Origin of the sequence: Streptomyces sp. NPDC007971, from assembly GCF_042958635.1 — a bacterium.
GTDB lineage: Bacteria > Actinomycetota > Actinomycetes > Streptomycetales > Streptomycetaceae > Streptomyces.
Map to the genome: position 1 here is coordinate 222,699 of NZ_JBIBJK010000008.1, position 26,958 is coordinate 249,656.

Here is a 26,958-nt window from a genome sequence, read left to right on the forward strand (position 1 = left end):
ACTGCGTCCCGGGGCGGTGCCTCAGTCGATCCCCGACCGTTCCACGCCCGCCACGATCCACCGCTGGAAGCCCAGGAAGACCAGCAGCAGCGGCAGGACGGAGACGGCCGCGGCGACGAACAGCTCGTGCAGACGGATCACCTGGGACGTCGTGAAGGACGACAGCGCCACCTGCACCGTCCAGGCGCTCTGGTCCTGCCCGATGACCAGGGGCCACAGGAAGGAGTTCCACGCTCCGAGGAACACGATGGTCCCGACGGCCGCGAACACCGGCCGCGCGTTCGGCACGACCACCAGCCAGTACGTGCGCCAGGGGCCGAGCCCGTCGACCTGCGCCGCGTCCTCCAGCTCCCGGGGAAAGCCCAGGAAGTACTGCCGGAAGACGAAGCAGGCGAACGCCGGGAACAGGGTCGGGACGATCAGCCCGCGGAGCGTGGAGATCCAGCCCAGCGACGACACCAGCACGAAACTCGGGACGAACGTCACGGCGGCCGGCACCAGGAGGGTGCCGAGGATGCCGTAGAAGACCTTGTTCGCGTGCCGGTAGGGGATGCGGGCGAGACCGTAGCCCGCGAGGGAGGCGAGCAGCAGGGTGCCGAGGGTGGTCGCGACGGCGATCAGCGCACTGTTGAGGAGGGAGCGGGCGAAGGGCACGGAGGGGTCCTCGAACAGCTCCCGGACGTTTCCCCACCTCAACTCGCCGGGGAACAAGGTCCATTCGGGCGAGGTGATGTCCCGCTCGCTCGACAGGCCGTTGCGCACCAGCAGATAGAAGGGGATCAGGAAGAGCAGCGCGAGCGCGATCAGCAGCACCAGCCGCAGCGCCCGCCCGGCCCGTACCAGCGCGTCATCCATCGGCGTCCGTCCTCCCCAGCCGCAGCCACCGTGCCTGTCCCACCGTGACGACGGCGATGACCAGCGCGAGGATCACCGCGCCCGCGCTGCCGAGTCCCAGGTTCTGTCCCTGCCCGAGGGCCGTGTAGTAGAGGTAGACCAGCGGCGGCCGGGCGTAGGGCGGATAGCCCCGCGCGTCGGAGAGCAGGTTGTAGAACTCGTCGAAGGCCTGGAAGGCGTTGATGACGAGGAGCAGCACCACCGCGACCGAGGTGGCCCGCAGCTGGGGCAGGGTGATGTGCCGCAGCACGCTCCAGCCGGGCCGGGCCCCGTCCACGGCGGCCGCCTCGTACAGCACCGGGTCGATCCGCTGGAGCCCGGCGAGGAAAAGGATCATGTAGAAGCCGGTCTGGAGCCACAGCCGTACGGTGACGATGACCAGCCAGTACCAGGGCGGGTCGGTGGTGGACAGCCAGGCGACGGGATCGCCGCCGAACCATCCCAGCACGGTGTTGGCGAGCCCGAACCGCACCCCGTTGAACAGGGACATCTTCCACAGGAGCGCCGCGACGACGTAACTGCACGCGGCGGGAAGGAAGAACACGGACCGGAAGAAGGCCCGGGCGCGCCCGAGACGGTTGACCATCAGGGCGAGGGAGAGCGAGAAGACGTAGGTGGCGGGCACGATGAAGGCGGTGAAGACGAGGAAGGTCTTCAGGCTGTCGACGAACGCGTCGTCCTTCAGCATCGCCGTGTAGTTGTCCAGGCCGACGAAGTGCGTGGGCGTGACGGTGTTGTGTGCGTCGAAGAAGCTGAGCGCCACGCTCCACAGCAGCGGGACGTAGGTGAACAGGGCGAGTCCGAGGGCGAAGGGCCCGACGAAGATCCAGAACCAGAGGCCGTTGCGCCTGCTCACGGCTTCTTCTTCACACGGTCGAGCTCGGCCGACACCTTCCGTACGACGTCCCGCAGTTCGCTGTCGGGACTGGCGCCGCTCTTGATGATCCGGCTGAGCGCGTCCTGGTAGGCGCTCTGACTGGCCGGGGTCCACAGCAGGGGCTGGGCCTGGCCGTGCTCGGTGGTGAGACGGACGGCCTCGGCGGCCGCACCCGACCTCAGCCGGGCGGCCTTGTGGGCGAGGGAGATCCGGGCCGGGATGTGGAAGCCGTAGGAGAGCGCGAAGTCCTGCTGGTAGTCGGTGCGTTCGACCCACAGCCACTTCACGTACTCCCGGGCGGCCTCCCGGTGCCCGCTGCGGGCGCTGACGGCGGCGCCGTACGCGCCCACGGGCACGGAGGGCCGGCCGTGCGGGCCGTCCGGCGGGAAGGGCAGCACGCCGAAGTCGTCGCCGAGTTCCTTCTGCACCTGGGGCAGCGCCCACAGTCCGGACCACTGCATGGCGGTCAGGCCCTGGAGGAAGGCGGAGGGGTCGGACCAGTCGGCGGGGGCGCCGAGCAGGAGCGACTTGTCGGCGTAGAGCCGGTGCAGCTTGCCGAGGGTGCGGGCGGCCGCGGGGTCGTCGAAGCCGACCCTGCCGTCCTCGGTGACCAGCCGAAGTCCGGCTGCGTACAGGGGGGTTCCGCCGAGGACGCCGGCGCCCCCGTCGTTGCCGAGGAAGAGGCCCTTGACCTTGCTGGTGGTGAGTTTTCCGGCGGCGTCGACCAGGGCGTCCAGGGTGGTGGGCGGCCGGACTCCGGCGTCCGCGAGCAGGCTCTTGCGGTAGTAGAGGAGCTGCATGTCGACGGTTTGGGGGATGGCCCAGATCTTCCCGTCGTACGTCTTGGGTGTGAGCACGGCGGGGTTGAAGTCGTCCTTGACGCCCTGCAGGAGATCGGTGAGGTCGACGACCTGCCCGGCCCGGATCTGGTCGAGGGTGGGCCCGTTGACCTCGAAGACGTCGGGTCCGGCGTCGGTGAGCAGGGCCGCGGCGGTCTGCTGGTCGTAGTTGCCGGGCCGCCACTGGACGGAGACGTGTGCCTTCCTGTAGCCGGCGGCGTAGCGCTGGGCGGCCTGCTCGGTGCCGGCCTCGCCGTACTGGTGGTACCACTGCGAGAGTTTCGGCCCCGGCCCTGTGCCGTCGCCGCCCCGCCCGGTGTTCGATCCGCATGCGGTGAGCAGTCCGGCGCCCGCGCCTGCTGCCAGCAGCGTCCTGCGGCTGATGCTCGTCATCGTGTGCCCCCTGACGTTCGCCGTCGATGCACGGCCCAACGATCAACCATGCGCGGGGATTACGAAAGAAGCATTGCGGCCGTGTGTCACACCGCCAGATCCGCGAAATCGACGCCGCTCAGCTGCACCGAGACGTCCCAGAGCCTGTGCGCCGCCCTGTCGTCGAGCGTCCACGGCGCCCGCCAGGACGGCGCGGGCGCACCTCGCCACATCGCGAAGGACGGACCGTGGAAGGAGTCCGGCCGCACACCGGGCGCCGTCGCCGCGTACAGCGTGGGCAGGGCGCCCGCCTCGGCCGGCTGGGCGAAGAGCCGGTTGCCCAGCTCCATCAACAGTTCGGCGCCACGCCGCCCCTCGGCACGCGGTCCGGCGGTCTGGAGATTGGTGGCGGCGTACCCCGGGTGGGCGGCGGCCGCGACGACGTCGGCTCCGTGCGCGACCAGCCTGCGCGCCAGCTCGTGGGTGAAGAGGAGGTTGGCGGTCTTGGAGCGGGCGTAGGCGGTCCAACGCCGGTAGCGGTACTCGCTGTTGAGGTCGTCGGGGTCGATGCCGGCGAGCGCGTGCAGCACGCTGGAGACGGTCACGACGCGGGCGCCCGGGGCGGCCAGCAGCCTCGGCAGCAGCAGTCCGGTGAGGGCGAAATGGCCGAGGTGGTTGACCCCGAACTGTGTCTCGAACCCGTCGGCCGTCGTCCCGTACGGCGGCGCCATCACGCCCGCGTTGTTGACGAGCAGGTCGAGCCGGTCGTACGTCACCCTCCGCGCGAACGCGCGCACGGAGCCCAGATCCCCGAGGTCCAGCCGCTCCACCTCGACCCGGGCCCCGGGCACCTGTGCCACCAGCTTGTCCCCGGCGTCCCGCCCGCGTGCCTCGCTCCGGCAGGCGAGCACCACCCGCGCGCCCCGGCGGGCGAGTTCCCGCGCGGTGACGTACCCGAGGCCGCTGTTGGCACCGGTGACGACGGCGAGACGGCCGGTCTGGTCGGGAATGCTCTGCGCGGTCCAGCCCATGGGGCCAGCGTAGGCGGCAGGACCGCGGCCCCCCTGCCGACGTGCCGGATGCTCCCCCTTGCCGTCAGGGAGTGATCCGCAACCGGTGGAGAGTGGCGCGCACATGGGCCGTGCGCTGGTGGTAGGACTGCTTGAGCCGGGCCCAGGTGGCGGGATCCTGGCCCATCGCCTTCTTCTCCAGTGCGGATTCGGCCCGGAACCATGCCCGGATCACGCCGGACGTCCGTACACAGCGCGCGTCCGCCGAGGCCATGGTGGCCTCCGGGGAGCCGGCCGCGGGGCTCGGGCGCAGCGGCGGCAGCTTGAGACTGTCGGACGCCGCGTAGACATCCGCGGCGAACGCGTAGCCGTTGCCGCGCGTGCAGGACGACCACGAGCGGTCTGCTCCTCGTGGATCTGCCAGGGCGAGGGCATGTAGTCCTCCACGGGCAGTCTCAGGCCTGCGAGGGGCCTCGGTGCCTGCGGCTGCGGGGCGCCGCCACCGGCGCAGCCCGCCGTCACGGCGATCAGGGCGACCGCGGCGGTGGCGGCCGCGCCGCCGCCTGGAGGTACAGCTTTCCGCCCCGCCATACCCGCGGCGTGGCGAACGAGCCGCCGTCGGAAGGACCGGAAAGGCCGAGCTTCTTCTCCTGGGCCTCCTTTTCCGCCGGCTGCTTGAGGTGCGCCGGGTCGAACTTGCCGTCGGCCACGTCACGCACGTGCTGCGTGGCGGCGTCGACCGGGTTGGGGTCCGTCGCGGCAAAGGGGTCCGGGTCGGCTGCCGATCACCGCGTCCCGATGTCGTGGGCGGTGCCGTCGGCGACGGCCCGGAGCTTGTCGGGGTTGGCCACGTTGTGGAGGGCGGTGATGCGGCCGTCGGGACCGAAGTCGAAGGTCACGGTGGCGATGACGCGTTCCGGGGAGCTGAACACTATGCCCGGGCCGCCGTTGATCCCGACGAGTTCGGCGCGCATGTCGGCGGGCTCGACGCCCTGGTAGGTGACGGTGCCGATGGCCGCGAACCAGGAGGCCACGGTCTGCGCCCCCACGACCGGCAGCAGGGCCTGGCGGACCTTGCCGCCGCCGTCGGTCCACAGGGTGACGTCCGGGGACAGCAGCTCCATCAGGGCGTTGACGTCCCCGCCGGTGGCCGCGGCGAAGAACCGCTCGGTGACCTCACGCTGCCGCGTCCGGTCCGCCGTGAAGCGCGGCCGGCGGGCCTGCACGTGCTCGCGGGCGCGGTGGGCGGCCTGGCGCACGGCGGCCTCGGAGCGCTCCACCGCCTCCGCGATCTCGGCGTGGCTGAAGCCGAAGACCTCTTTGAGCACGAACACCGCCCGTTCGAGCGGGCTGAGCGTCTCCAGGACCACCAGCATCGCCATCGAGACCGACTCGGCGTCCATGGCGGCCTCGCAGGCGTCCCCGCCGGTGAGGATGGGCTCCGGCAGCCACGGCCCCACATAGGTCTCCCGCTTGTGCCGGGTGGACCGCAGCCGTTCCAGCGCCAGGTTCGAGACGATCCGCGTCAGGTACGCCTTGGGGTCGGCCACCTGCGAGCGGTCCGCGGCGGACCACTTGATCCAGGCGTCCTGGACCGCGTCCTCGGCATCGGCCGCGCTGCCGAGGACGCGGTAGGCCACGGAGAACAGCAGCCTGCGGTGCTCGTGGAAGACCTGCTGGCCGCCGTGGGCGAAGACCTCGGTCACCGGGTCCCCCGAAGGCGGGTGAAGCGGCCCCCGCGGGGCCAGAACGCGCCCGAGGCGGGCACCTTCTTCATACGGCCGTAGGTCGGCCAGGGCGAGGCGGTCACCGTCTCCTTGTACCGGACCGCCGTGCGGCCCGTCAGGCACATGCGGCGCGGGCTGCCGTCGGGGCGGGTGAACTGCACCACTGCGTCGCCGCGTCCCAGGCTCACCGGTGTGTGGTAGTAGCCGAAGCGGAACGGCTTGGGCCGCTTGCCCCTGAGGACACGGTCGATGGACAGCGCGGCGTGCACTCCGGTCGGCATGCCGCCCTGGCAGGTGCCGTGCATGACGCCGTATCCCTGGCGGATCGCGGCCGCGTCGCCGATCGCGTACACCTCGGGACGGGACACCGACCGCAGGGTGGCGTCGGTGACGATCCGGCCGTGCTCGTCCACAGCCGGCCCGGCGGCGGCCGCCAGCGGCGACACGCGCGTCCCGCAGGTCCACAGGACCGCGTCGGCCGCGACGCTCTCGCCGCCCGCCAGTCCGACCGCGTCGGGCAGCACCTTCACCACCTCGGCCCCGGTGCGCACCCGGACGCCCAGGCGGTCGAGCGCGGCGTGCAGATACGCCCTGGCCCTCGGGTTCATGGCGGCGCCGGGCTCACCCCGGCCCAGCAGGACGACGTCCAGCTCCGGGTACCGCTCGGCGATCTCCGCGGCCGACTCGATGCCGGTCAGGCCGCTGCCGACGACCACCACCGTGGCGCCGCGGCCGAGCCGCCCGAGCCGGTCGGCGAGCAGCTCGGCGTCCTGGACGCTGTTCAGGGTGTACGCGTGGTCCTCGCTGCCCGGCACCGCCGAGGTGTCGGCCGTGCCGCCGAGCCCGTACACCAGCGTGTCGTAGGGCAGGACCCGGTCGTCGTCGACGTACACGGTCCTCGCGGCGGTGTCCACGGCCGTGACCCAGCCGCGCACGAAGTGCGCGCCCGTGCCGTCGAGCAGTTCCGGGATGCTCAGCCCGGCGGGCTTGCGCCCGGTCGCCACGCTGTGCAGCCGCATCCGCTCGGTGAAGTGCTCCTGCGCGTTCACCAGGGTCACCGTGACGTCCTTGCGGCCCTTGCCCCGCGCCGCGAGCTGGATCGCCGCGGACATGCCCGCGTAACCCGCCCCCAGGATCACGACGCGATGCGGTGCCGCCGTGTCCTCTGCCTGCTGTGCGCTCATCGCCCTGCCCTTCTCGATCCGCTGTGGACACCCAGCAGATGGAGGCTGCGGGCCGATCCGTGACACGAGGCCGATGTGACGGGCACCACAGTTCGTCACGGGGCCGCGGATTTCGCCCCACCGCGGCCCCGCCAACCGGCTGCCGTGACCGACGGCGTCCCGGCACAGCGGTCCAGCACAGCAGCACAGTTGCCCGGCGTCCCAGCGCCCCGGCACAGCAGCACAGTTGCCCGGCACGGCGCCCCCCCCGGCAGGACGGCACCCCCGGCGGCCCTCTGGAGGCGCCGCCTGCACGGCCGCACCCCATATCCCGTGCCGCCGTCAACTCCCCTGGGGCATCATGGGTTTCATGACCACCCTCCGAAAGGCCCATGCCGCGTAACCGGCCCGGCGCTCTGCGCAGCGCCCGCAGAACTCCCGGCCCCCGCGTCCGGGAAGAGCCCCCTCCCGCCCGCATACCCGGCCTGTCCGCCCGCACCAGCCTCGCCATCCATCGCGCGGAGCGTCTTGCCGTGTCGTGGTACTCGCCCGGTGCGATCGGCGCGGCCCTGCGGCGCTACCGGGCGTTCCTGCACCCGCCGGGGCGCCGCCCCCGCTACCCCCGCGCGGCCTACTGTTCCGGCTGTCCCGGCTGCGCCCTCGACGACGTACGGGAAGCCCGGGACGCGCTCGCGGAGATCCTGCCGGCGCTCCCCCACCGTGCGCGGGCCGAACTGCAGCGCGTGCTGACGCCGCTGGACCGCCGCTATCTGCTGTGCACGCTCCCCGACCCGCTGGCCGGGCCGGCGGAGCCGTGGTGGCACCGGCGACTGGCTCTCGGAGTGGAGGGCTGGTGACCCCCCGGACGCGGCGGGTGAACGCCCGGACATGCCGGGCGGGACATTTCCCGGCCTCCGGCACAACTTTTCCCGCCGGGGGCGCATCCAACATAGCGTCCTCATCAACCCATTCGCCCTATGGAGGCGGATAGGCCATGTTTCTGAATACTCGACTCCTCTCCCGGCGCGGCCTGACCACCGGCCTGACCGTCGCCGCGGCGGCCCTGGCGACAGCGGGTGTCGCCTGGAGCACGACGGCCACGGCGGCGACGTCGGTGCCGGCCAAGACGTCCCGGACGTCGGCCGCTTTGCGCACCTGCGCCGTGAACGACCTGTATCTCTCCATGGGCCGCCAGGAAGGCGCGGCCGGATCGCTCTACTGGCCCATACAGTTCACCAACACCAGCACCAGCGCGTGTGCCCTGCGCGGCTACCCGGGCGTCAGCGTCGTGGACACCGCGCACCGGCAGATCGGACCGGCCGCCACCCGTTCCGGCAGCTCGTACGCCACCGTCGCCCTTGCCCCCGGGCACTCCGCGTCCGCGGTCGTCCGCACCACCAACGGCCCGATCGGCGGCCCCTGTCTGCGCACCGGTACCTACCTGAGGGTCTATCCGCCGGCGTCACACACCGCCACCCTGGTCCCCGCACGCTGGACGACCTGTTCACACACCTTCCAGGTCGGCCCGGTCAACACGGACGGCAGTATCTGATCCAAGGGGACGGCACCGCGTCCAGGGCGCCGTCCCCTGCCCGTATCCGGCCGCCGGACGTGTGTCCCGGTCGGTCCGGCCGTCCCGTCCCCGGCGGCGCCCGCGCCGTCGTCGGGGAAGACGACCTCACGGTGATCCACGGCGGCCGCCCCGCAGGCACCCTCCAGCCTGCCGGCGCCCTCCAGCCTGCAGGCGCCCTGAGGACCGGCCGCCGGATCCGGCAAAGCTTACGGGGCCATGATCACTCGCGCCAAAGCAGCTCCAGCCCAAAGCCGTTGCGCCGACCTGGCTTTTCTCCCGAGGTAGAGGGCTGGCTGGACCGTTGTTACCAGTCGGCTGAGGAGACCAGTTCCATAGCCTTGCCGCAGCCGAGTCCCTCGGTTTTGCGTCGGCTGCTCGTGCTGCGGCCTCTCGCTGGGCTTGCGGCGAAATTGTCCGCGTAGCCTATTGGATCTCGTTCGTTTTGATGAACGTCATGGGAATTGCTTTTAGCTGGCGGCTCTATAACTTGCTGGCACCCGGAGGCTACGATCGCAAGGAAGAGTCGTACACCCAAGGGCTCCTGGTCCTTTTCGCACTCTCCGCCGCCACCTCTGCCTTTTTTCGACAAGCTTGTCTCCGTCTTGGCAGGAGCGCCCGATTCCCGCCTAAGCGGGGTCAATGGCAAACATGGCCCCCATGATCTGGAAATATACCTATAGATCGCCACTAGGAGGCAGGACCAGTAGGTTTCCAGGCTTCTGTGAATCCGCATGGCCTGTATGACCTTCAATGATCGATCCGTGTGGAGCTACAGATCAGAAGGTTCCCGTGCCCCACCCGTGCCCGATGGTGCGGGGAACCGCGGGGAATCACGGTGGCGAGCGGTCACCGCGCAGCACAACGGCCCCTGACCATGATGCCTGGCCAGGGGCCGTTCAACTGCGCGGTGGGTGTGGGATTTGAACCCACGGTGACTCGCGCCACGACGGTTTTCAAGATCGCTCGCGGGCCGCCATTGAAACTACACCGACCGTGCGCCCCCTGGCGCGCCTCCCTCCCAGGTGCGTACACCCGCCCGAGTGCTCGACTCGCAACTTTGGGCTGGCAAGGATGGCGACAACGACTCGACCGCGGCGTCTGAGGGGCGTTTCACACGAGGTGTGAACGGAACCGCAAATTTCCATTTCGTTCACACTTTGAACTGAACGGGGGTGTTGCTCCAAGGTTGGTGTATAACGCCACGGCCTGCCAGGTGTCGCGCAGATGCCCTTCGCGGAGAGGGAGTTGGTGCCTGCCGGCCCTGCTTTGGCGTTTCGGCGATTGCCGAACAAGGGCCCAGCCAAGTGGGAGCTCCCCAGGGGCGAGAGGTTCCAGGCGGGATCCTGTCTTCACGCGGTCACGGGAACCGGGTGGATTTCGTCGGCCCGATGACCAGCACGTTCGTGGATACGCTGGACCGCTTCGGCCGAGGGGGCCTCAGAGAGGCAGTAGACCGTGCCGGACTCCGGGTCCGCCCAGACCTTCTCGAAGTGGACGCCTTCTTCCTGCTCAATGGCAAGATCGGCCCCGTGGGCCTGCTTCAGCTGGTCGGCCGTGATGCCGTTCATCCCGTGGTGGACATCCATGAACTGGGGCATGGTTTCGCGCCTCCTTCCGGCTCTCGCGCCCCGGCGAATTGCCGAGTCGCGCCTGTCGGCTTCGTCATCTCCATCCTGTTCCTGTACGACGGTGACGGCGACCGGGCAGGCCCGGACCAGCGGGCCCCGGCGAAATGCACCGGATGGGAGAGGCGTCCCAGAGCTGAAGCGCATGTCACAGCGCTTCCCTGTTCTCCTTGGGTGAGTTGATCCCCTTGTCCTCGGGGCCGTCTCCGGGCCGTGCGAGGGTGCTCAGAGACAACCAACGTTGACAAACGTCGACGGCTCCGCCGCTGGTCAGAGAGTTGACCAAGGGCGGAGCCGCAGATCGCAGGTGCCCGATTTCAGAACTGCAGGTGCCCCCAAACCCAGCCGTTGCCACCGGGGACGTTGTCTCCGGCGACCTGGCACCAGGATTCCAGCTGACAGCTTCCCACGAGCTTAACTTGTTGGCCGACGCGCAGGATGCCGATCACCCGCCCCGCACCGTCCGGCTCATTCTTGACGTTGTAAACGTCTACATCCTCACCGGCCACGGTTGCCATTCGCTCTGCAGGGGGCGGTGCTTGTCCGAACTGCAGGTGCCCCCACACCCAGCCGTTGCCACCGGGGACGTTGCCTCCGGCGACCTGGCACCAGGATTCCAGCTGACAGCTTCCCACGAGCTTAACTTGTTGGCCGACGCGCAGGATGCCAATCACCCGCCCCGCACCGTCCGGCTCATTCTTGACGTTGTAAACGTCTACATCCTCACCGACCACGGTTGCCATTCGCTCTGCAGGGGGCGGTGCTTGTCCGGGCGGATAGGGTGTCTGTCCCGCGATGTTGCCTGCGGAGCGGTACCGGCACACCACAAACCACCCGTTGGACTTGGGCGCACCCTGCTTTATCCCACAGCCGATCTCCTTGGTGGATGACCACACCATCTGAGTGTAATGGCCCCACCTGTAAAGATTGGTCCTTTTCGCAGGGTCGGGGTCGTTGACCGCATGGGCCGGATCGATCTTTTTGTTTGGATCGGCGTTGTAGTACTGCTTCTCGCTGGCCCACCAAGCCGCCGCATCACCGGCTATGGAGTTACGGGCGGGCATGGGGGTTCCCCAGGCTTCGTATAGGCTTTCGCCCTGGTCGGCGGGCCTTTGTCCCTTATTGGGGTCGCTGTGCCCTCCCGTTCCGAGAGCGGCCCAGGCCTGCGCATCGGCGGCGAGTTGATTACTCCACACCAAAGGTGGCACGCCGACCGCTTGGCGCTCTTGGTTGTGCCGGGCGAGAACGGCATTGCGCTCGGCATCGGTGAATTGGGATCCGGTTTGCGCTTGGGAGGGGCCCGTGAGCCCAAATAGCCCGCTGATCAGTGCGGCGCTCAGAATCGCCGCTCCACGAGCTATTCGCCCTGGTCGACTTTTCGTCATGATCGCCCAACCTCTCGGATCTTGGGCCCAGCTCGATGGGCACCGCGTCGGCTTCCTGGAGCAGTCGGCGACTACGGGCCGATGTGGGACACGAAGAGGGTGATGAGCTCTGGGGAGGGAAATCCACTTCTCTTTCAGAAGGAACCAGAATGAGCGCCGCACCCTGCGCGAGACAGAGCTGTAAGATGCTCCGATGCGATTGTTGAAAACGTCGCCGCACTGATGACCCTGCGCGGTCACTGCGGCCGTCAGGCAGCCGTCGGCATACACCTTCGTCTTCAGGGAACTAAGACATCAGACTTACGCACATAGCGTCCGCTATTCGCGGAATGACGCTTGCGCTCCGCTCTGCCCCCGTCTCCACCTCGCGCTGCGCCGTGAGGCAACCCTTCATTCCAGACTGCACTCATTCGCCCGACATCGCGAGTCGTACAACAACATGCAGGGGCCAAGACCTCCCCAAGTTCTTCCAGTCCGAGCTGCTGACGTGCAGCGATGCCAACGAGTTTGACCTCGGGAAGTGTTGAGATCTCCGCCCGACGACTTGGTAGCAACATCAAGATTTTCCGGCTCGGAACCTTGCGCCAAGAAGGACACCACATACAAGTGAGATATCCCGATCGCGGTTTGTTCGTCGCCCTACAGTCCCCGCCGGGTGCCGCTCGCACTCGGCATCACGCCGGACCAGGCGCAGGCTCTCGCCGATGTCCTCAATGGGGGAAGGACGCCACCCCCTGACACCCATGACCGACATCAACGCTGGCGAACACCAGTGGCCCGGAACAGTCAGAGGTGGCCGTGCTGTCACGGGCTGAAGTACCTCCAGGCGACCCGTGATCGATCTCCTAAAGCGGTGTTCCAAGAGCGCCTGCGCCTCCATCAACCGTGGTCGCTACGCTCGGACTCGTGAGCGAAGCCGCCCGCCTCATAGCGAACCACCGAGTCCACGTCGTACCCGTTGTGTTGGCCCTGGCCAATCCACCATGGCAGCGGGACGTGTGGCTCGAGCCGTCGGCGTTCGAAAACCTGGACCATGTTTTCCACACACTCTTCGACGACTTCTGCGACGCCGACGAGCCAGAGCGGTACCTCGGCGTCAGCCTCCGAAGTGACGAAGAGGTTGTCCTGATGAGAGAGCTCGGTGTCGCGCTCAACGCCGCGGCGGCCGAAGCGCCCAACGACACCGACGCGGAGTATCTCCAAGCCTCCGCCTGGCCAGAAGTCGTGGCCATCGCCGGACGCCTCGCTCAGGTCATGGTCGCGAACGACCTGAGGGAACTTGCCGTGCTGCTCGACGAAGGGGCCGTGCCAGGTCGTGCGGGGAACCACGGGGAATACCGGAGATCAGCGCGACAGACGCCCCAGCTCCGATATGGCTTCGTCGCAGGTCAGCCCGGCAGCTGCCCCTAAAAGCCCCTAGCTTCCCAAGCTGAGAGCGCGATCCTCCGGTGTTGGATCGGCCGGCACCTGGGTGCCGCCCTGACTATCGGGACTCCAGCGACCACCTCTGCTCGGCTCCGTCTGGGTCGATGGTGTGCGGGATGGGAATTGCGCTACTCACGAGCGGAGAGGTAGGCGAATAGCCCCACGCCGACTCCCAGGACAACCAGCTGCGCGATACCGGGAATAAGCCACCTCAGGTAGAGGAGACCGCCACCTGTGATGACAGCGCCGCCGGCCAGAAGCCACATCCCCCTCAACGCTTCCTTCGGCGCCTCGGGTGGATTGCGTTGGCCCTTACTGTCGGCCCAGCCCGTGATCCCGTAGCGGAACAGCAGCCAGGCCATGCCCATCAGGTCGATGACGAGTAGCGCCACGCTGACGCCAACCTGCCAGCCGGTTGAAGGCTCGCCCCCGGGCCTCACCACCGTTCTGCCAGCGGATGACAACCTGTTAATCGCATGCGGCCCAGAATGCTGTCGTGGCAGGCACTGCACATGAGTACGACTACTCAAATGCGCCGGTACCACCGGAGCCGCCCAGTGACCAAGTAACCGTGTCGGATCGACCGGGACACCACGGGCCACGGGATCCAACACGGCAACGGCCCCCGACCAACAACCCACTCACCCATGAGGGCCGGACCCCTCAGTGAGTGTGTAATTGCGTGACAACGCCGACGCACAGCCACGGACGAGCGCGAACGTCCGCGGACCGCCCGCGCAGGTGAGAGACGTACCAGCCCAAGGCAACGCGCCCCCGCCCAAGTTGCTTCGGGACGAAGAGGTCGTGGGTTCAAATCCCGCCACCCCGACAGTGACACACCAGGTCAGGCCCGGTGCTGAGAAGTCAGCACGGGGCCTGACCTGTTATCAGAAGGCGAGCCGAGTACTGGCCGCTGTGTCGTACGCCCTCGCCCGTGACTACGGCGTGGAGGATGAGCTACTCGACATCGCGCAGGGCCGGACCGCTGGCTATCTCGCTGAGACGGTATACACCCCCAAAGCGGTCGCGCGATCCTGGCGCTGGGGCGCTGGGATGTGAGCGGTGGCGTACGCCCTCCAGGAAGCTGGGCTTCCGTCACGAATCGTCCGCCGGGCAATCCCCGGTCGAGAGCTGCGTCAAGCTGCCACAACACCCTTGTTGGACACGGAGAACCTGTGGCATCTCGGCGTGTCGACAGCGAGGCCGCCCCGTTCGGTAACCGATCGGTTCTTGGGCGGTCCGCTCTGGGGTGCAGCGACGTGGGTCAGGGCCCGGACGGCATCGTCCGGGCCCTGATGCCTACTGGCCGGCGGTGAGGGCCCATCGGACGTTGGACGGCGCGGTCACGCTGACTGGGCCGTAAGTGCGAGTGTGCTTCAGATTCAGCTGGTTGTAGGTGCTGCTGACCTCTCCGTCCACGCATTCGAGAGGGAAGCTCAGGCCGACCGGTTGAACGAGGACGGTCAGCTTTCCCTTGCCCTGGCAGTTCACGAGAACGGAGAGCGCGCCGCTCTTGAGGCCACCGCGTATGTCCATCTCCCGGTTTCCGCTGGCGTTCGCCGCCTGGGCGACGACCTCTCCGTCCGGCAGGGTCGGCGCCTTGGTCACGGATTCCCCGGGAACGTGCTCGGGGCGATCAGATGCCGACGCCTTTGATGGAGAAGCGGGGGAAGAAGTGTGGAGTGCTTTCGAGGTGTCGCCGGAGGTGCTGTTGCAGCCGACGGCGAGGGCGGCAAGGGCAGCCAGAGCCGTTGCCGTTGTCAGCGTGTTCAGCTTTCCCACAGGTACCATCCGACGTGGTAAGGGGAGTAGCTGACGACGGTGTGCTCCGGCGAGGCCGTGCAGTTCTGGTGGAGGTAGTAGCTCTTCCCAGTGTGCATGAGTCGCCAGACACCATACTTGGCGTGCGTGGTCTTGTGTGACGGCGTATCCACGGAAATGGAGTTGCCGAGTTTGGCCGTCATTTTCGCGGATACCTGGACGTGAAACTTGGTCTTGACCTCGTTGATCAAGGTGTTGACCGAAACCTCCAGGTCGCCGCTGACGGCGACACCCACCTCAGCCGTCACTTCTGACGTGAAGGTCGACTTGGCCGTTCTTGAAGTGCCGTTGTAGTTGGAGTTGGACGGGCCGACAGCAAAGTGGTACTTGCCGCCCTGCTTGGTAGGGATGTAGACGGGGTGAGCCGGGGTGCAGTCGGCCGCGCCGGGGACGTCTCCGGGCAGAGGCGGGTCCTTGGGTTCTGCCGCGGGCTGGTCCAGCGCACTGTCAGGCATCGCCAATCCCCTGGGGACTGCTCTTCCGGCAGTCAGGCCCTGACCGTATGTCAGGGACATGGCGGAAGTGGAGATTCCGTTGATCTTCTGAGGAAGAGCTGAGGTTGGCGAATATCGACGCCGATCCCGCGCCCCACGAGCTGAAGCGAAAGAGGCACGGTCGGAGCAAGCCGTCGCTGACGGGGCTGCCAGCTTGTGGGGCTGGCCGCTGAGCTGAGTCAGCTGAGCACGCATGGGGCTGCCGCCCACGCCAGTGCAGCCCCGCCTCTAGGCGTCTTACGCAAGCGCCCTTGGCGCGCGCTTACGCGGCTGCGTGCTCGTCAAGGGACGGGCCCCGCCTACCGGTGGCGCCAGGCCGGGGCTCGGTGGCTGTCCGGCTCGCTCCAACAGTTGGCGTCTAAAGCGCACTTCGTTCCCCACGTGGGGGCGCTGCTCGATGCCCTTGGCTGGGACGCCGGGGTCCCCCGACTGTCGGCGCCGCCCTGCCGGGTGGGTGCGCGCCCCCTGTTGAGCCCGGGCGTACGCCGGGCGCCTCAACCCGGCATTCGCTGTGAGCCTCCGCAGAGAATGCACGAAGGGGCGGCACCCCCGCACAGGGTGTCGCCCCTTCTTCTCGTGCGCCGGAGCCGCCGCCGATCGGTCTGAGGGTCGGGGACCGACGACGGCTCCGGGGTCCGGGCGGGCGGCAGTGCTGCCGCCCTCGGCTCAGCGGTGGTCGCTGCCCGCGGACTGGGTGGCCGCGCGGCCCGCCTCCAGGCGCGCGACCGGGATGCGGAACGGGGAGCAGGAGACGTAGTCCAGACCCACCTCGTGGAAGAAGTGGACCGACTCCGGGTCGCCGCCGTGCTCGCCGCAGACGCCGAGCTTGAGGTCGGGACGGGTCTCGCGGCCCGCCTTCGCCGCCAGCTTCACCAGGGAGCCGACGCCGTCCCTGTCGATCGTCTCGAAGGGGCTGACGCCGAAGATGCCCTTCTCCAGGTAGGCCGTGAAGAAGGAGGCCTCGACGTCGTCGCGGCTGAAGCCCCACACCGTCTGGGTCAGGTCGTTCGTGCCGAAGGAGAAGAACTCCGCCGCCTCGGCGATCTGGCCCGCGGTCAGCGCGGCGCGCGGCAGCTCGATCATCGTGCCGATCGCCAGCTTCAGCTGCGTGCCGGTGGCCGCCTGGACCTCGGCGATGACCTGGTCGGCCTCCTCGCGGACGATCTCCAGCTCCTGGACCGTGCCGACGAGCGGGATCATGATCTCGGCACGCGGGTCGCCCTTGGCGTTCTTGCGCTCGGCCGCGGCCTCGGCGATGGCACGGACCTGCATCGTGAACAGGCCGGGGATGACGAGGCCGAGGCGCACGCCGCGCAGGCCCAGCATCGGGTTCTGCTCGTGCAGCCGGTGCACCGCCTGCAGCAGGCGCAGGTCGTTCTCGTGCGGCTCCTGGCGGGACTCGGCGAGCGCCACGCGGACGGAGAGTTCCGTGATGTCGGGCAGGAACTCGTGCAGCGGCGGGTCGAGGAGACGGACCGTGACCGGCAGGCCGTCCATCGCCTCGAAGAGCTCGACGAAGTCCTTCTTCTGGAGCGGCAGGAGCTGCTCCAGGGCCGCCTCGCGCTCCTCCTGGGTGTCCGCGAGGATCAGCTTCTCGACCATCTCGCGGCGCTCGCCGAGGAACATGTGCTCGGTGCGGCACAGACCGATGCCCTGGGCGCCGAAGCGGCGGGCGCGCAGCGCGTCCTCGGCATTGTCCGCGTTGGCACGCACCCTGAGGCGGCGCTTGCGGTCGGCGAAGGCCATCATGCGGTGCACGGCCTCGACCAGCTCGTCCGCGTCGTCGGCGCCCGGGTGCATCCGGCCCTCGAAGTACTCCACGACCGGGGAGGGGACCACCGGGACCTCGCCGAGGTACACCTTGCCGCTCGAACCGTCGATGGAGATGACGTCGCCCTCTTCCACGACGTGGCCGCCCGGCACCGTCATCCGGCGGCGCTTGGTGTCGACCTCCAGCTCCTCGGCGCCGCAGACACAGGTCTTGCCCATGCCGCGCGCGACGACCGCCGCATGGGAGGTCTTGCCGCCGCGCGAGGTCAGGATGCCCTCGGCCGCGATCATGCCGTCCAGGTCGTCGGGGTTGGTCTCCCGGCGGACCAGGATGACCTTCTCGCCCGAGCGGGACCACTTCACGGCGGTGTACGAGTCGAAGACCGCCTTGCCGACCGCCGCGCCCGGCGAGGCCGCGATGCCCCGGCCGACCCGCTCGACCTTCGCGTCCTCGTCGAAGCGCGGGAACATCAGCTGCGCCAGCTGGGCGCCGGTGACGCGCTGGAGCGCCTCGGTCTCGTCGATCAGGCCCTGGTCCACGAGCTGGGTCGCGATGCGGAAGGCGGCACCGGCGGTGCGCTTGCCGACGCGGGTCTGCAGCATCCACAGCTGGCCGCGCTCGATGGTGAACTCGATGTCGCAGAGATCCTTGTAGTGGTTCTCCAGGGTCTCCATGATCTGCATCAGCTGGTCGTACGACTTCTTGTCGATCGACTCCAGCTCGGCGAGCGGGACCGTGTTGCGGATGCCCGCCACCACGTCCTCGCCCTGGGCGTTCTGCAGGTAATCGCCGTAGACGCCCTGGTGGCCGGAGGCGGGGTCGCGGGTGAAGGCGACGCCCGTGCCGGAGTCGGGGCCGAGGTTGCCGAAGACCATGGAGCAGATGTTCACCGCGGTGCCCAGGTCACCGGGGATGCGCTCCTGACGGCGGTAGAGCTTGGCGCGGTCGCCGTTCCAGGAGTCGAAGACCGCCTTGATGGCGAGGTCCATCTGCTCGCGGGGGTCCTGCGGGAAGTCCCGGCCGGCCTCCGCCTTGACGATCTTCTTGAACTTGGTGACCAGCTTCTTCAGGTCGGCCGCTTCGAGGTCGGTGTCGACCGTGACCTTCTTGGCCGCCTTGGCCGCGTCGAGCGCCTCCTCGAACAGCTCGCCGTCGACGCCGAGGACGGTCTTGCCGAACATCTGGATGAGGCGACGGTAGGAGTCCCACGCGAACCGGTCGTCGCCGGCCTGCTTGGCCAGGCCCTGCACCGACTTGTCGGAGAGGCCGATGTTCAGGACCGTGTCCATCATGCCGGGCATGGAGAACTTCGCACCGGAGCGGACGGAGACCAGCAGCGGGTCGTCGGCCTGGCCGAGCTTCTTGCCCATCGTCTGCTCGAGGGCGTCGAGGTGCGCACTCACCTCGTCACGCAGTGCCACCGGCTCCTCGCCGCTCTCCAGGTAGACCTTGCAGGCCTCCGTGGTGATGGTGAAGCCCGGAGGGACCGGCAGACCGAGGTTGGTCATCTCGGCGAGGTTCGCGCCCTTGCCGCCCAGGAGGTCCTTGAGGTCCTTGTTTCCCTCGGTGAAGTCGTAAACGAACTTCGCTACGTGGGGTTCTTTGTTTTCCGACACGGGTCTCGACTCCTTGAGGCCGCGGTGGCTGCCCTGACGGCGAGGAACATACCCAGATCGAAGGCGTCTGGGTACGTCCACTCGTGCGTCATGAGCCTGTAACCGGTCGTCCGCCAGCGGATCGAAAGTCAAAGCTTGGCAACTATTGACAGGCGTATGTGTTCACTTCTTGAACGCAGTGGGGCCCATAGGCGGGGTATTCCGCTCAGATGAGCGACTCTCGGCACGTTTGATTTCGATCGATGAACGATCAAGGGGTGGCACTGAGTGCCACCCCTTGGAGAAGTGCAGTCGCCCAAGATCCGCTCATCCGAGCGCCACCCTTATCAAGCGTGGCGAGAATCACGCTGCCACAGCCGACGGGATTTCACCATGCGGACCGGTGCCGAGACCGGAAACGGACGGAAACGCACCTGTCACCGGCCTGCTCACCATCGTCGCACCGGGCCGGTCACCTCACCGGGCCGGTCACCTCACCGGGCCGGTCGCCGCCTGCCGGGCTCCGCCCCGCCGCCCCCGTGCCACTCACACGCCCAGCGCGGTGAGCCGCTCCTCCGCCCGCTCGGGCGCGTACAGGTGCTCCACGACCAGCGCACCCGCCCCCGTCAGCCCCGCCCGCTCCCCCAGTCGCGAGGTCACGATGTCCAGGTGGGCCGTGGAGCGCGGCAGTGCCCGCTGGTACAGCAGCTCCCGGACGCCGGTGAGGAACGGCGTTCCGGCCAGATCGCCCGCGATCATCAGCACGCCGGGATTGAGCAGGGTCACGACCGTCGCCAGCACGTCACCGACCCGGCGTCCGGCCTCCCGGGCCAGCGCCGCCGCCTCCGGATGCCCGGCGGTCAGCAGGTCCCGCACGTCCGAACCGGAGGCGGCCGGCACCCCGGCCTCCGCCAGCCGCCGGGCCACGGCGCCGCCGCTGGCGACGGCGGCGAGACAGCCGTACGACCCGCACCGGCACAGCGCGTCCGCGCCCACCCGGATGTGCCCGATGTCGCCCGCGCCGCCGTCGATGCCCCGGTAGACGGAGCCGTCGACCACGACCCCGGCGCCGATGCCCGTGGAGACCTTGACCAGGACGAAGGCCGAGCAGTCGGGGTATCCGGCGCGCTGTTCGCCGTAGGCCATGAGATTGGCGTCGTTGTCCACCAGGACCGGCACCGCAGGGGCGCCGGTGCGCTCGGTGAAGGCGCGGGAGAGACGGCCCCGTATGTCGTAGCCGTCCCAGCCCGGCATGATCGGCGGCTGGACCACCCGGCCCGTCTCGCTGTCGACCGGCCCCGGCACCGCGAGCCCGATCCCGCAGACCTCCTCGGCCCGGTGCCCGGCCTTGGTCAGCAACTCGGCGAACCAGACGCCGAGTTCACCGAGGACCGGCTCCGGCCCCTCCTCCACGACGAGGGTCCCCGAGTGCTCGGCGAGGATCTCGCCGGTCAGGGTCAGCACGGCCGCCCGGGCGTGCCGGGTGTCCAGGTCGGCGGCGAGGAGCACGGCGTGGGAGTCGTCGAACTCCAGGGTGATGGAGGGGCGTCCGCCGAGCGGGGAGCCGACCGGGCCGCCCGCCCCCTCGCGCAGCCAGCCGGCCCGGAAGAGCCGGTCGAGGCGCTGGCCGACGGTGGCCCGGGACAGCCCCGTGGCCTGCTGGAGCGCGCCGCGTGTGACGGCTCGTCCGCTGCGCACGAGTTCGAGCAGATCACCGGCGCTCGCCTGGCTTCCGCTCCGTCCGGTTCTGCCGGGCCGTCCAGTCATGCGCACCCCCTTGTGTTTCTCAAGCATGCATTACATATTGGGTTTTGCGTGTTAAATAGACGTAACCCTACGGTGGTCGCAGCCAAACCCGGTCGGCCGGACGTCTTCGGGGAGCCCCGAGTGGATCGCACTGCCCAGCTCACTGCCCGTCTCCCGGACCGCGAGATCGCATACGATCCGCCGACGCCGCTGCCGTCCCTGCACGTCAGGGCCGCACGGGTGCTCGACGCGAACTGGACGGGCAGTTCGACGGTCCCCTCCCGGAGCCTGTACCCGCACCAGTGGTCCTGGGACTCGGCGTTCGTCGCGATCGGCCTCAGGCACGTCTCGCCGCTGCGCGCGCAGACGGAGCTGGAGACGCTGCTGGCGGCCCAGTGGGGCGACGGGCGCGTCCCGCACATCGTCTTCAACCCCTCCGTTCCGCTCGACGCGTACTTCCCGAGCCCCGACTTCTGGCGCTCCTCGGCCGCGGGGCACGCGGCGGGCGCCCCGCGCACCGTACAGACGTCGGGCATCGTGCAGCCACCGGTACATGCGCTGGCCGCCTGGCTGGTGCACTGCGCCGATCCGGGACTGTCGCGGGCCCGCGGTTTCCTCGCCGGGGTGTATCCGCGGCTGGCCGCCTGGCACCGGTATCTGCTGCACCGCCGGGATCTGGGCGGGGGCGGCCTGGTGTCCGTCGTGCACCCCTGGGAACAGGGCATGGACAACAGCCCCTGCTGGGACGCCCCGCTCTCCCGCGTCGCGCCCGCCCCGGCCCGCTCCTTCCGTCGCGCCGACCTCGACCACGGCGCCGCCGAGGACCGGCCGACGGACCTGGACTACGGGCGGTACGTGCGGCTGGCGGCGGACTACCGGGACCGCGAGTACAGGGACGGGCCGGACGGGAGCAGCGGCGAAGTTCCGGACGGCCGGAGGGACGAAGGGCCGCACGGGAGGAACGGAGCCGGGGCGAGGGGGACGGACGGGGCCGGGGGCGAGGCCGGGGCCGGGGGCGGGGAGTTCGCCGTCGAGGACCCGGCGTTCAACGCCCTGCTGATCGCGTCCGAGCATGCGCTGGCGCGGATCGCCGCGGAGCTGGGCGCGGCCGGCACCGCCCGCCACGCGCGCGCCGAGCGGCTGACGGCGGCCCTGGTGGCGCGGCTGTGGGACCCGGCGAGCGGGATGTTCCTCTGCCGGGACCTGCGCGGCGCCGCCCTGATCCCCGAGCGGAGCGTCTCCGGCCTTGTCCCGCTGCTGCTGCCGGGGCTGCCCCGCCGGGTCGCCACCGCCCTCGTCCGCACGCTGTGCGGCCCGCACTTCGGGCTGGGGGGCACCACGGTGATGGTCCCGAGCTACGACCTCCTCGGCGAGGCCTTCGACCCGCACCGGTACTGGCGGGGCCCCGCCTGGTTCAACACGAGCTGGCTGCTGGAACGCGGGCTGCGCGCGCACGGGGAGCGCGAGCGTGCCGACGCGTTGCGACAGGCGGTGCTGCGCCTGGCCGAGGCCACCGACTTCGCCGAGTACGTCGATCCGTACACCGGGGAGGCGTGCGGCGCGACCGGCTTCGGCTGGACGGCCGCGCTCGCCCTGGATCTGCTGCATGAGCGCCCCGGACACACCGTGTCCCCCACGGCCACGGGCGCGTTCGACACGAGGGACAAGGGAGGGGACCGGCAATGACGGACCGGCATCATCTGCTCGTGCACGGGGCGACGTTCGCGGCCGTGGGCGACCGGGGTGACATCAGCGGGGTGCGGAACAACGTCTCCCCGGACGGGTTATTCGTACGCGACGCCCGGCATCTGAGCCGCTGGCAGCTCACCGTCGACGGCACGGTGCCCGAGGTGCTCACCCCGGTCACGGACGGCGACGCGGCCCGCTGTGTGCTGGTGCCGCGCGGCGGCCGGCAGGAGCCGCCCGCCCACACCGTCTTCCGGGAACAGGCCGTAGGTGACAGCTCGTTCGTCGAGTCCCTGCGCGTGACCAGCAACCGCCCGGTGCCCACCACCGTCCGTCTCGCCATCACCGCCGACGCCGACTTCGCCGACCAGTTCGAACTCCGCTCCGACCACCGCACCTACGTCAAGGCCGGCGCCGTACGCTCCCGCCAGGTCCTGGACGACGGCATCGAGTTCGTCTACCGGCGTGCCGAATGGCGCTCCTGTACGACCATCACCGCCGACCCTGCCCCCGACACCGTCGAGGAGACCGGCACGGGCGCCCGCCGCCTGGTGTGGACCCTGGACCTGGAACCCCACGGCACGACCGAGCTGATGCTGCGCGTGATGGCCCGCCCGCACGGCGACAAACGCGCCCTGCGTGTACCGCGCTCGCCCTCCTCCGTGAACGAGCAGCTCCTCGACCTGGAGGGCAGGTTCGTGGAGGGAGTGGCCTTCCCGACCGGCTGGCCGGAGCTGGCGGCGGCCTGTGCCCGGGGGCTGGCCGACCTGGCCGCGCTCCAGGTGGCGGCGACCGGGCCGGACGGCGAGGAACTGCGCGTGCCGGCCGCGGGCGCCCCCTGGTTCCTGACCCTGCTCGGCCGGGACGCCCTGCTCACCGCCCTGTTCGCGCTGCCCTACCACCCACAGCTGGCCGAGGCGACCCTCCCGGCGCTGGCCGCGACCCAGGCGACCCGCACGAGTGTGACCTCCGTGGCCCAGCCCGGCAAGATCGTGCACGAGGTGCGCCACGGCGAGCTGGCGCACTTCGGCCAGGTGCCGTTCGGGCGGTACTACGGCTCGGTCGACGCGACCCCGCTGTTCCTGATCCTGCTCGGCGCGTACGTCGAGCTGACCGGCGACGCCGCCCTCGCCCGCCGCCTCGAACCGCACGCCCGCGCGGCGATCGGCTGGATGCTGGACCACGGCGGGCTGACCACGTGCGGCTATCTCGTCTACCGCGCCGACGAGGGCGGCCTCGCCAACCAGAACTGGAAGGACTCCCCCGGGGCCATCTGCTGGTCCGACGGCACCCGGCCCACCGGTGCCGTGATGGCGGCGGGCGCCCAGGGCTATGCGTACGACGCGCTGCGCCGCACGGCGTGGGTGGCGCACACCGCGTGGGCCGACGAGACGTACGCCGCCCTGCTGGAGCAGGCGGCGGCCGACCTGCGCGACCGTTTCCAGCGGGACTTCTGGATGCGGGAGCACTCCTTCCCGGCACTCGCACTGGACGGGGAGGGCAACCAGGTCGACGCGCTGGCGTCCGACGCCGGGCATCTGCTGTGGTCGGGGCTGCTGGACAAGGAGTACGGCGAGGTGGTCGGCCGGCGGCTGCTGGAACCGGACTTCTTCTCCGGGTGGGGCGTACGCACCCTGGCGTCCGGCCAGCCGGCGTACCACCCGCTCTCCTACCACCGCGGCTCGCTCTGGCCGCACGACAACGCGCTGATCACCCTGGGCCTGGCCCGCTACGGCCTGCACGACGAGGCCCGTACGGTGGCGCACGCCCTGGTGGACGCGGCGACGGCGGCCGGCCACCGGCTCCCGGAGGTGCTGGCGGGCTACGGCCGTGACACACATCCGGAGCCGGTTCCCTGCCCGCACGCGTGCGTCCGCGAGTCACGGTCGGCGGCGGCGCCACTGGCGTTGCTGACCGCGGTCGGCGGAGCGTAGGGGCGGGATGCATCGGCCGGACACAGCGGCGCGATGCGACACAGCGTCGGGCCGCTGTGCGCCGTGGGGGTCCTGCCGGCGGGTCTCCGCCGTCGGGTTCTTCCGTCCCAGTGCTGCGGGTGGTGTGCGGCTGATCGCTCCCGCAAGTTCTCGGCTTCGCTCGGGCCAAGGGGGACCCCCGTCGCGGCGGGGCAGGAAGCCGACACGACCCCCCGCGCCCGAGGGGCGCGGTTGTTTGCCCGGTGTTTGCCAGGGGGCCTGAACAGGGGTGTGAGAGCGGCCGTACGAAGATGGTGGCGGGCCGGGCGGGCTCGCCACAGCTTTCGCACGGAAGGACCTCCGGTTGCCTCAGCACACGAGCACGCGACAGTCACCGGCCACGGCCGGGGTGACCGAGGATCTCCCGGAGAAAGCCGAGGCAGCAGGTCCTGCGGAGACCGCTGCCGCAACAGGCCCCGGGAAGTCTGCGGAACCCGTGAAGCCGGCTGCCGAGGAGACGGTCGAGACCGTCGCCGAGGAGGAAACGGCTGCGACCGACTCCGAGGAGACGGTCGCGACGGACTCGGAGAAGGCGGTTGCGGCCGAGTCAGAGGAGGCGGTTGCGGCCGAGTCAGAGGAGGCGGTTGCGGCCGGCTTCGATGGGGTGGCCTCGGACGGAGCCGCGGAGAAGGTGACTTCGGACGGGGCCGCGGAGAAGGTGACACCGGACGCCGGCGAGGCCCCCGTGCCCGCCGATTCTCTCCCCGCCCGCCGCAGTTGGGCCCCCTGGGCCTCCTGGGCCTCCTGGGCCTCCTGGGCCGGGTGGATCCGCCGTCGGCGGGAGGCGCACCCGGCCGCAGCCCGAGCCCTCTCCGCCACCGTCAATGTGCTCGCCGCCGCCCTGGTCGTCGCCGCGCTCGTGCTGCCCAACACGGTCGTCGGGCTGGGGCCGGCGAAGTTCACGCGCATACCCGCGGAGGCGGTCATCGGTGCTGCCGTGATGCTCGCACTGCCGCGCCGGCCCCGGATCGTGACCGCGGCCGTGTCCGGGGTCGCACTGGCCGCGCTCACCGTGCTGAACCTGCTCGACATGGGCTTCAACCAGTACCTCGGCCGTGGTTTCAACCCGGTCCTGGACTGGAGCCTGCTCGGCGACGCCCAGTCGTATCTGGACGACTCGCTGGGCCGCACCACCACCCTCGCCGTGACGGCCGGTGTGATCGCCCTCGTCCTGCTGCTGTTCGCGCTGCTGGCGCTGTCGACCGTCCGGCTGAGCAACCTGCTCGCCCGGCACTCCGGCACCGCCACCAGGGGCACCCTGATCGCCGGCGTCGTCTGGATCACCTGCTCCTCCCTCGGTCTGCAGGTCTCCGGCGTGCCGATCGCCGCCGACCGCACCGCCACGGCCCTGAAGTGGCAGGTCCGGCAGGCGCGGAACACCCTGCGGGACGAGGCGGAGTTCGCGAAGGTGGCCAAGGTCGACGCCTTCGGGAACACCCCGCCCGCCCAGCTGGTCCCGGATTTGCGCGGCAAGGACATGATCTTCACGTTCATCGAGAGCTACGGCCGCAGCGCCGTCGAGGACCCGATCATGGCGCCCGGCGTCGACAGCACCCTCGACGCCCGCACCCAGGCCCTGGCCAAGGCGGGCTTCCACGCCAAGAGCGGCTGGCTGACCTCGGCGACCTACGGCGGCAGCAGCTGGCTCGGCCACTCCACCACGATGTCGGGCCTGTGGATCAGCAACCAGCAGCGCTACCGCACCGTCATGGCGAGCAACCACATGAGCCTGACGGATGCCTTCAAGAAGACCGGCGCCTTCGACACGGTCGGCGTGATGCCGGGCGTGCAGAAGGGGTGGCCGGAGCAGAAGTGGTACGGCCTCGACAAGGTCTACAACGCCTTCCAACTCGGCTACCAGGGACCGAAGTTCAGCTGGTCGACCATGCCGGACCAGTACGCGCTGCAGCAGTACCAGGAGCGGGTGCACAGCAAGCAGCCGGCCGACGGCAAGGCGCGGATGTCCCTGCTCATCCTCACCTCCAGCCACCAGCCGTGGGCGCCGATCCCGAAGATGGTCGGCTGGGACCAGCTGGGCGACGGCTCGATCTTCAAGGGCATCCAGGCGGCGGGCAACGATCCGGCCGACGTCATCGCCGACACCACCAAGTCCCGCCAGGAGTACGGCAAGTCCATCCAGTACTCGGTGACGGCGCTCACCCAGTGGCTGACGCGCTACGGCAACGACAACACCGTCCTGGTGTTCCTCGGCGACCACCAGCCGATCGCCCGCGTCAGCGGCAACCACGCCAGCCGTGACGTACCGGTCTCGATCGTGGCCAAGGACCCGAAGGTCCTCGACAAGATCGCCGGGTGGGGGTGGACGGACGGCCTGCGTCCTGCCCACAACGCCCCGGTCTGGAAGATGAGTTCGTTCCGCGACCGCTTCCTGACGGCATACGGCTCGACCCCACACCCGAAGAAGGGCTGACCCCGAGCACCCTGCCAACCACCGAACACCTTTTGAACAAGGGGCACGAGAGAAGCCATCGAACAGAGGGGCCGGAGAGAAGCCCCACCGGGCAGGGGGCCGGAGGGAAGTCCCAGCCCGGCGCCCAGCCACCACCGGGGCCCAGCCCGGCTCCCGCCCCACCACCGGGCCCCGGTCGGACCCCACTTTCCCCACCGGACCCCACTTCCCCCACCGGGGCCCGACCGGACCCCGCTTCCCCCACCGGGGCCGTGGCCGAAGCCACTTCCTCATCGGGGTCCGGGGCGGAGCCCCGTGGCGGTCGGCTCCTGAGCCACCGCGTCGGGTGGCGGGCGGGCGAGGACGGGGTCCAGGGGCAGAGCCCCTGGCGGGGTTCGGGGCGGAGCCCCGGGCAGGGTCAGGGGCGGAGCCCCGGGCAGGGTCAGGGGCGGAGCCCCGGGCAGGGTCAGGGGCGGAGCCCCGGGCAGGGTCAGGGGCGGAGCCCCGGGCCTGGCCCGGGCGGGAACCCCCGGTCGGATTCGGGGCGGGAACCCCTGGCAGGCTTCGGGGCG

At 69.9% G+C, this 26,958-nt stretch carries 21 protein-coding genes; 6 read left to right on the forward strand and 15 right to left on the reverse strand.

Annotated features, from left to right (window positions below; translation table 11 throughout):
* Window positions 1–21: 21 nt before the first annotated feature.
* From ACFZCP_RS18890 to ACFZCP_RS18925, 8 genes are all read right to left on the reverse strand, one after another.
* Window positions 22–855 carry an ABC transporter permease subunit gene (locus ACFZCP_RS18890; protein ID WP_391428173.1) on the reverse strand — a complete coding sequence of 278 codons (834 nt, stop codon included), beginning with the start codon at window positions 853–855 and terminating at the stop codon, window positions 22–24.
* Window positions 848–1,750: an ABC transporter permease subunit gene (locus ACFZCP_RS18895; protein WP_391428174.1), complete on the reverse strand. Its 903-nt coding sequence runs from the start codon at window positions 1,748–1,750 to the stop codon at window positions 848–850. The genes ACFZCP_RS18890 and ACFZCP_RS18895 overlap by 8 nt, the downstream gene beginning before the upstream one ends.
* On the reverse strand, window positions 1,747–3,003 hold the full coding sequence (locus ACFZCP_RS18900; RefSeq protein ID WP_391428175.1) for an extracellular solute-binding protein: 1,257 nt from the start codon (window positions 3,001–3,003) through the stop codon (window positions 1,747–1,749). Before ACFZCP_RS18900 ends, ACFZCP_RS18895 begins: the two co-directional genes overlap by 4 nt.
* A gap of 86 nt (window positions 3,004–3,089) precedes the next feature.
* Complete coding sequence (locus ACFZCP_RS18905; protein ID WP_391428176.1) at window positions 3,090–4,013, reverse strand: oxidoreductase; 924 nt, start codon at window positions 4,011–4,013, stop codon at window positions 3,090–3,092.
* A gap of 64 nt (window positions 4,014–4,077) precedes the next feature.
* Window positions 4,078–4,266, reverse strand: coding sequence for a hypothetical protein (locus tag ACFZCP_RS18910; RefSeq protein ID WP_391428177.1), 189 nt, complete (start codon window positions 4,264–4,266; stop codon window positions 4,078–4,080).
* Between the two features lie 253 nt (window positions 4,267–4,519).
* Window positions 4,520–4,702, reverse strand: a complete 183-nt coding sequence (locus tag ACFZCP_RS18915) for a hypothetical protein (protein WP_391428178.1) — start codon at window positions 4,700–4,702, stop codon at window positions 4,520–4,522.
* A 75-nt stretch (window positions 4,703–4,777) separates the two neighbouring features.
* Window positions 4,778–5,698, reverse strand: coding sequence for an RNA polymerase sigma-70 factor (locus ACFZCP_RS18920; RefSeq protein ID WP_391428179.1), 921 nt, complete (start codon window positions 5,696–5,698; stop codon window positions 4,778–4,780).
* Window positions 5,695–6,903: an FAD-dependent oxidoreductase gene (locus ACFZCP_RS18925; RefSeq protein WP_391428180.1), complete on the reverse strand. Its 1,209-nt coding sequence runs from the start codon at window positions 6,901–6,903 to the stop codon at window positions 5,695–5,697. Before ACFZCP_RS18925 ends, ACFZCP_RS18920 begins: the two co-directional genes overlap by 4 nt.
* A gap of 371 nt (window positions 6,904–7,274) precedes the next feature.
* On the opposite strand from ACFZCP_RS18925, the gene ACFZCP_RS18930 reads away from it, so the two are divergent.
* Together ACFZCP_RS18930 and ACFZCP_RS18935 are read left to right on the forward strand one after the other, a co-directional pair.
* Window positions 7,275–7,739, forward strand: a complete 465-nt coding sequence (locus ACFZCP_RS18930) for a hypothetical protein (protein ID WP_391428181.1) — start codon at window positions 7,275–7,277, stop codon at window positions 7,737–7,739.
* Window positions 7,740–7,876: 137 nt separating this feature from the next.
* Complete coding sequence (locus tag ACFZCP_RS18935) at window positions 7,877–8,434, forward strand: DUF4232 domain-containing protein (protein WP_391428182.1); 558 nt, start codon at window positions 7,877–7,879, stop codon at window positions 8,432–8,434.
* Window positions 8,435–9,804: 1,370 nt separating this feature from the next.
* Here the strand turns inward: ACFZCP_RS18935 and ACFZCP_RS18940 are convergent.
* Window positions 9,805–10,053: an SCO4226 family nickel-binding protein gene (locus ACFZCP_RS18940; protein ID WP_391428183.1), complete on the reverse strand. Its 249-nt coding sequence runs from the start codon at window positions 10,051–10,053 to the stop codon at window positions 9,805–9,807.
* 344 nt (window positions 10,054–10,397) lie between these two features.
* The gene (locus tag ACFZCP_RS18945) at window positions 10,398–11,465 is read right to left on the reverse strand and encodes a CAP domain-containing protein (protein ID WP_391428184.1); all 1,068 of its coding nucleotides are present in this window, start codon (window positions 11,463–11,465) and stop codon (window positions 10,398–10,400) included.
* Between the two features lie 906 nt (window positions 11,466–12,371).
* On the opposite strand from ACFZCP_RS18945, the gene ACFZCP_RS18950 reads away from it, so the two are divergent.
* Window positions 12,372–12,875 carry a hypothetical protein gene (locus ACFZCP_RS18950; protein ID WP_391428185.1) on the forward strand — a complete coding sequence of 168 codons (504 nt, stop codon included), beginning with the start codon at window positions 12,372–12,374 and terminating at the stop codon, window positions 12,873–12,875.
* Between the two features lie 143 nt (window positions 12,876–13,018).
* Here ACFZCP_RS18950 and ACFZCP_RS18955 read toward each other — a convergent pair whose 3' ends face one another.
* From ACFZCP_RS18955 to ACFZCP_RS18975, 5 genes are all read right to left on the reverse strand, one after another.
* On the reverse strand, window positions 13,019–13,282 hold the full coding sequence (locus ACFZCP_RS18955) for a hypothetical protein (RefSeq protein WP_391428186.1): 264 nt from the start codon (window positions 13,280–13,282) through the stop codon (window positions 13,019–13,021).
* A 907-nt stretch (window positions 13,283–14,189) separates the two neighbouring features.
* A complete protein-coding gene (locus ACFZCP_RS18960) occupies window positions 14,190–14,672 on the reverse strand; it encodes a hypothetical protein (protein ID WP_391428187.1) in 483 nt (160 codons plus the stop codon).
* Window positions 14,660–15,166 carry a hypothetical protein gene (locus tag ACFZCP_RS18965; protein ID WP_391428188.1) on the reverse strand — a complete coding sequence of 169 codons (507 nt, stop codon included), beginning with the start codon at window positions 15,164–15,166 and terminating at the stop codon, window positions 14,660–14,662. The genes ACFZCP_RS18960 and ACFZCP_RS18965 overlap by 13 nt, the downstream gene beginning before the upstream one ends.
* A gap of 705 nt (window positions 15,167–15,871) precedes the next feature.
* The gene (ppdK, locus tag ACFZCP_RS18970; RefSeq protein WP_391428189.1) at window positions 15,872–18,592 is read right to left on the reverse strand and encodes a pyruvate, phosphate dikinase; all 2,721 of its coding nucleotides are present in this window, start codon (window positions 18,590–18,592) and stop codon (window positions 15,872–15,874) included.
* A 525-nt stretch (window positions 18,593–19,117) separates the two neighbouring features.
* The gene (locus tag ACFZCP_RS18975; protein WP_391428190.1) at window positions 19,118–20,338 is read right to left on the reverse strand and encodes an ROK family protein; all 1,221 of its coding nucleotides are present in this window, start codon (window positions 20,336–20,338) and stop codon (window positions 19,118–19,120) included.
* Window positions 20,339–20,458: 120 nt separating this feature from the next.
* On the opposite strand from ACFZCP_RS18975, the gene ACFZCP_RS18980 reads away from it, so the two are divergent.
* The 3 genes from ACFZCP_RS18980 to ACFZCP_RS18990 all read left to right on the forward strand — a co-directional run bounded on the left by ACFZCP_RS18980 (window position 20,459) and on the right by ACFZCP_RS18990 (window position 26,407).
* Window positions 20,459–22,003, forward strand: a complete 1,545-nt coding sequence (locus tag ACFZCP_RS18980) for a trehalase family glycosidase (RefSeq protein ID WP_391428191.1) — start codon at window positions 20,459–20,461, stop codon at window positions 22,001–22,003.
* On the forward strand, window positions 22,000–23,937 hold the full coding sequence (locus ACFZCP_RS18985; protein ID WP_391428192.1) for a glycogen debranching N-terminal domain-containing protein: 1,938 nt from the start codon (window positions 22,000–22,002) through the stop codon (window positions 23,935–23,937). The genes ACFZCP_RS18980 and ACFZCP_RS18985 overlap by 4 nt, the downstream gene beginning before the upstream one ends.
* Window positions 23,938–24,742: 805 nt before the next feature.
* Complete coding sequence (locus tag ACFZCP_RS18990) at window positions 24,743–26,407, forward strand: CDP-alcohol phosphatidyltransferase (protein WP_391428324.1); 1,665 nt, start codon at window positions 24,743–24,745, stop codon at window positions 26,405–26,407.
* Window positions 26,408–26,958 lie beyond the last annotated feature (551 nt).

Coding starts and splice junctions, on each gene's coding strand:
- ACFZCP_RS18890 (WP_391428173.1), bottom strand. CDS start 855: ATGGATGACGCGCTGGTACGGGCCGGGCGGGCGCTGCGGCTGGTGCTG.
- ACFZCP_RS18900 (WP_391428175.1), bottom strand. CDS start 3,003: ATGACGAGCATCAGCCGCAGGACGCTGCTGGCAGCAGGCGCGGGCGCC.
- ACFZCP_RS18905 (WP_391428176.1), bottom strand. CDS start 4,013: ATGGGCTGGACCGCGCAGAGCATTCCCGACCAGACCGGCCGTCTCGCC.
- ACFZCP_RS18910 (WP_391428177.1), bottom strand. CDS start 4,266: ATGGCCTCGGCGGACGCGCGCTGTGTACGGACGTCCGGCGTGATCCGG.
- ACFZCP_RS18925 (WP_391428180.1), bottom strand. CDS start 6,903: ATGAGCGCACAGCAGGCAGAGGACACGGCGGCACCGCATCGCGTCGTG.
- ACFZCP_RS18930 (WP_391428181.1), top strand. CDS start 7,275: ATGCCGCGTAACCGGCCCGGCGCTCTGCGCAGCGCCCGCAGAACTCCC.
- ACFZCP_RS18935 (WP_391428182.1), top strand. CDS start 7,877: ATGTTTCTGAATACTCGACTCCTCTCCCGGCGCGGCCTGACCACCGGC.
- ACFZCP_RS18940 (WP_391428183.1), bottom strand. CDS start 10,053: ATGCCCCAGTTCATGGATGTCCACCACGGGATGAACGGCATCACGGCC.
- ACFZCP_RS18945 (WP_391428184.1), bottom strand. CDS start 11,465: ATGACGAAAAGTCGACCAGGGCGAATAGCTCGTGGAGCGGCGATTCTG.
- ACFZCP_RS18965 (WP_391428188.1), bottom strand. CDS start 15,166: ATGCCTGACAGTGCGCTGGACCAGCCCGCGGCAGAACCCAAGGACCCG.
- ACFZCP_RS18975 (WP_391428190.1), bottom strand. CDS start 20,338: ATGACTGGACGGCCCGGCAGAACCGGACGGAGCGGAAGCCAGGCGAGC.
- ACFZCP_RS18985 (WP_391428192.1), top strand. CDS start 22,000: ATGACGGACCGGCATCATCTGCTCGTGCACGGGGCGACGTTCGCGGCC.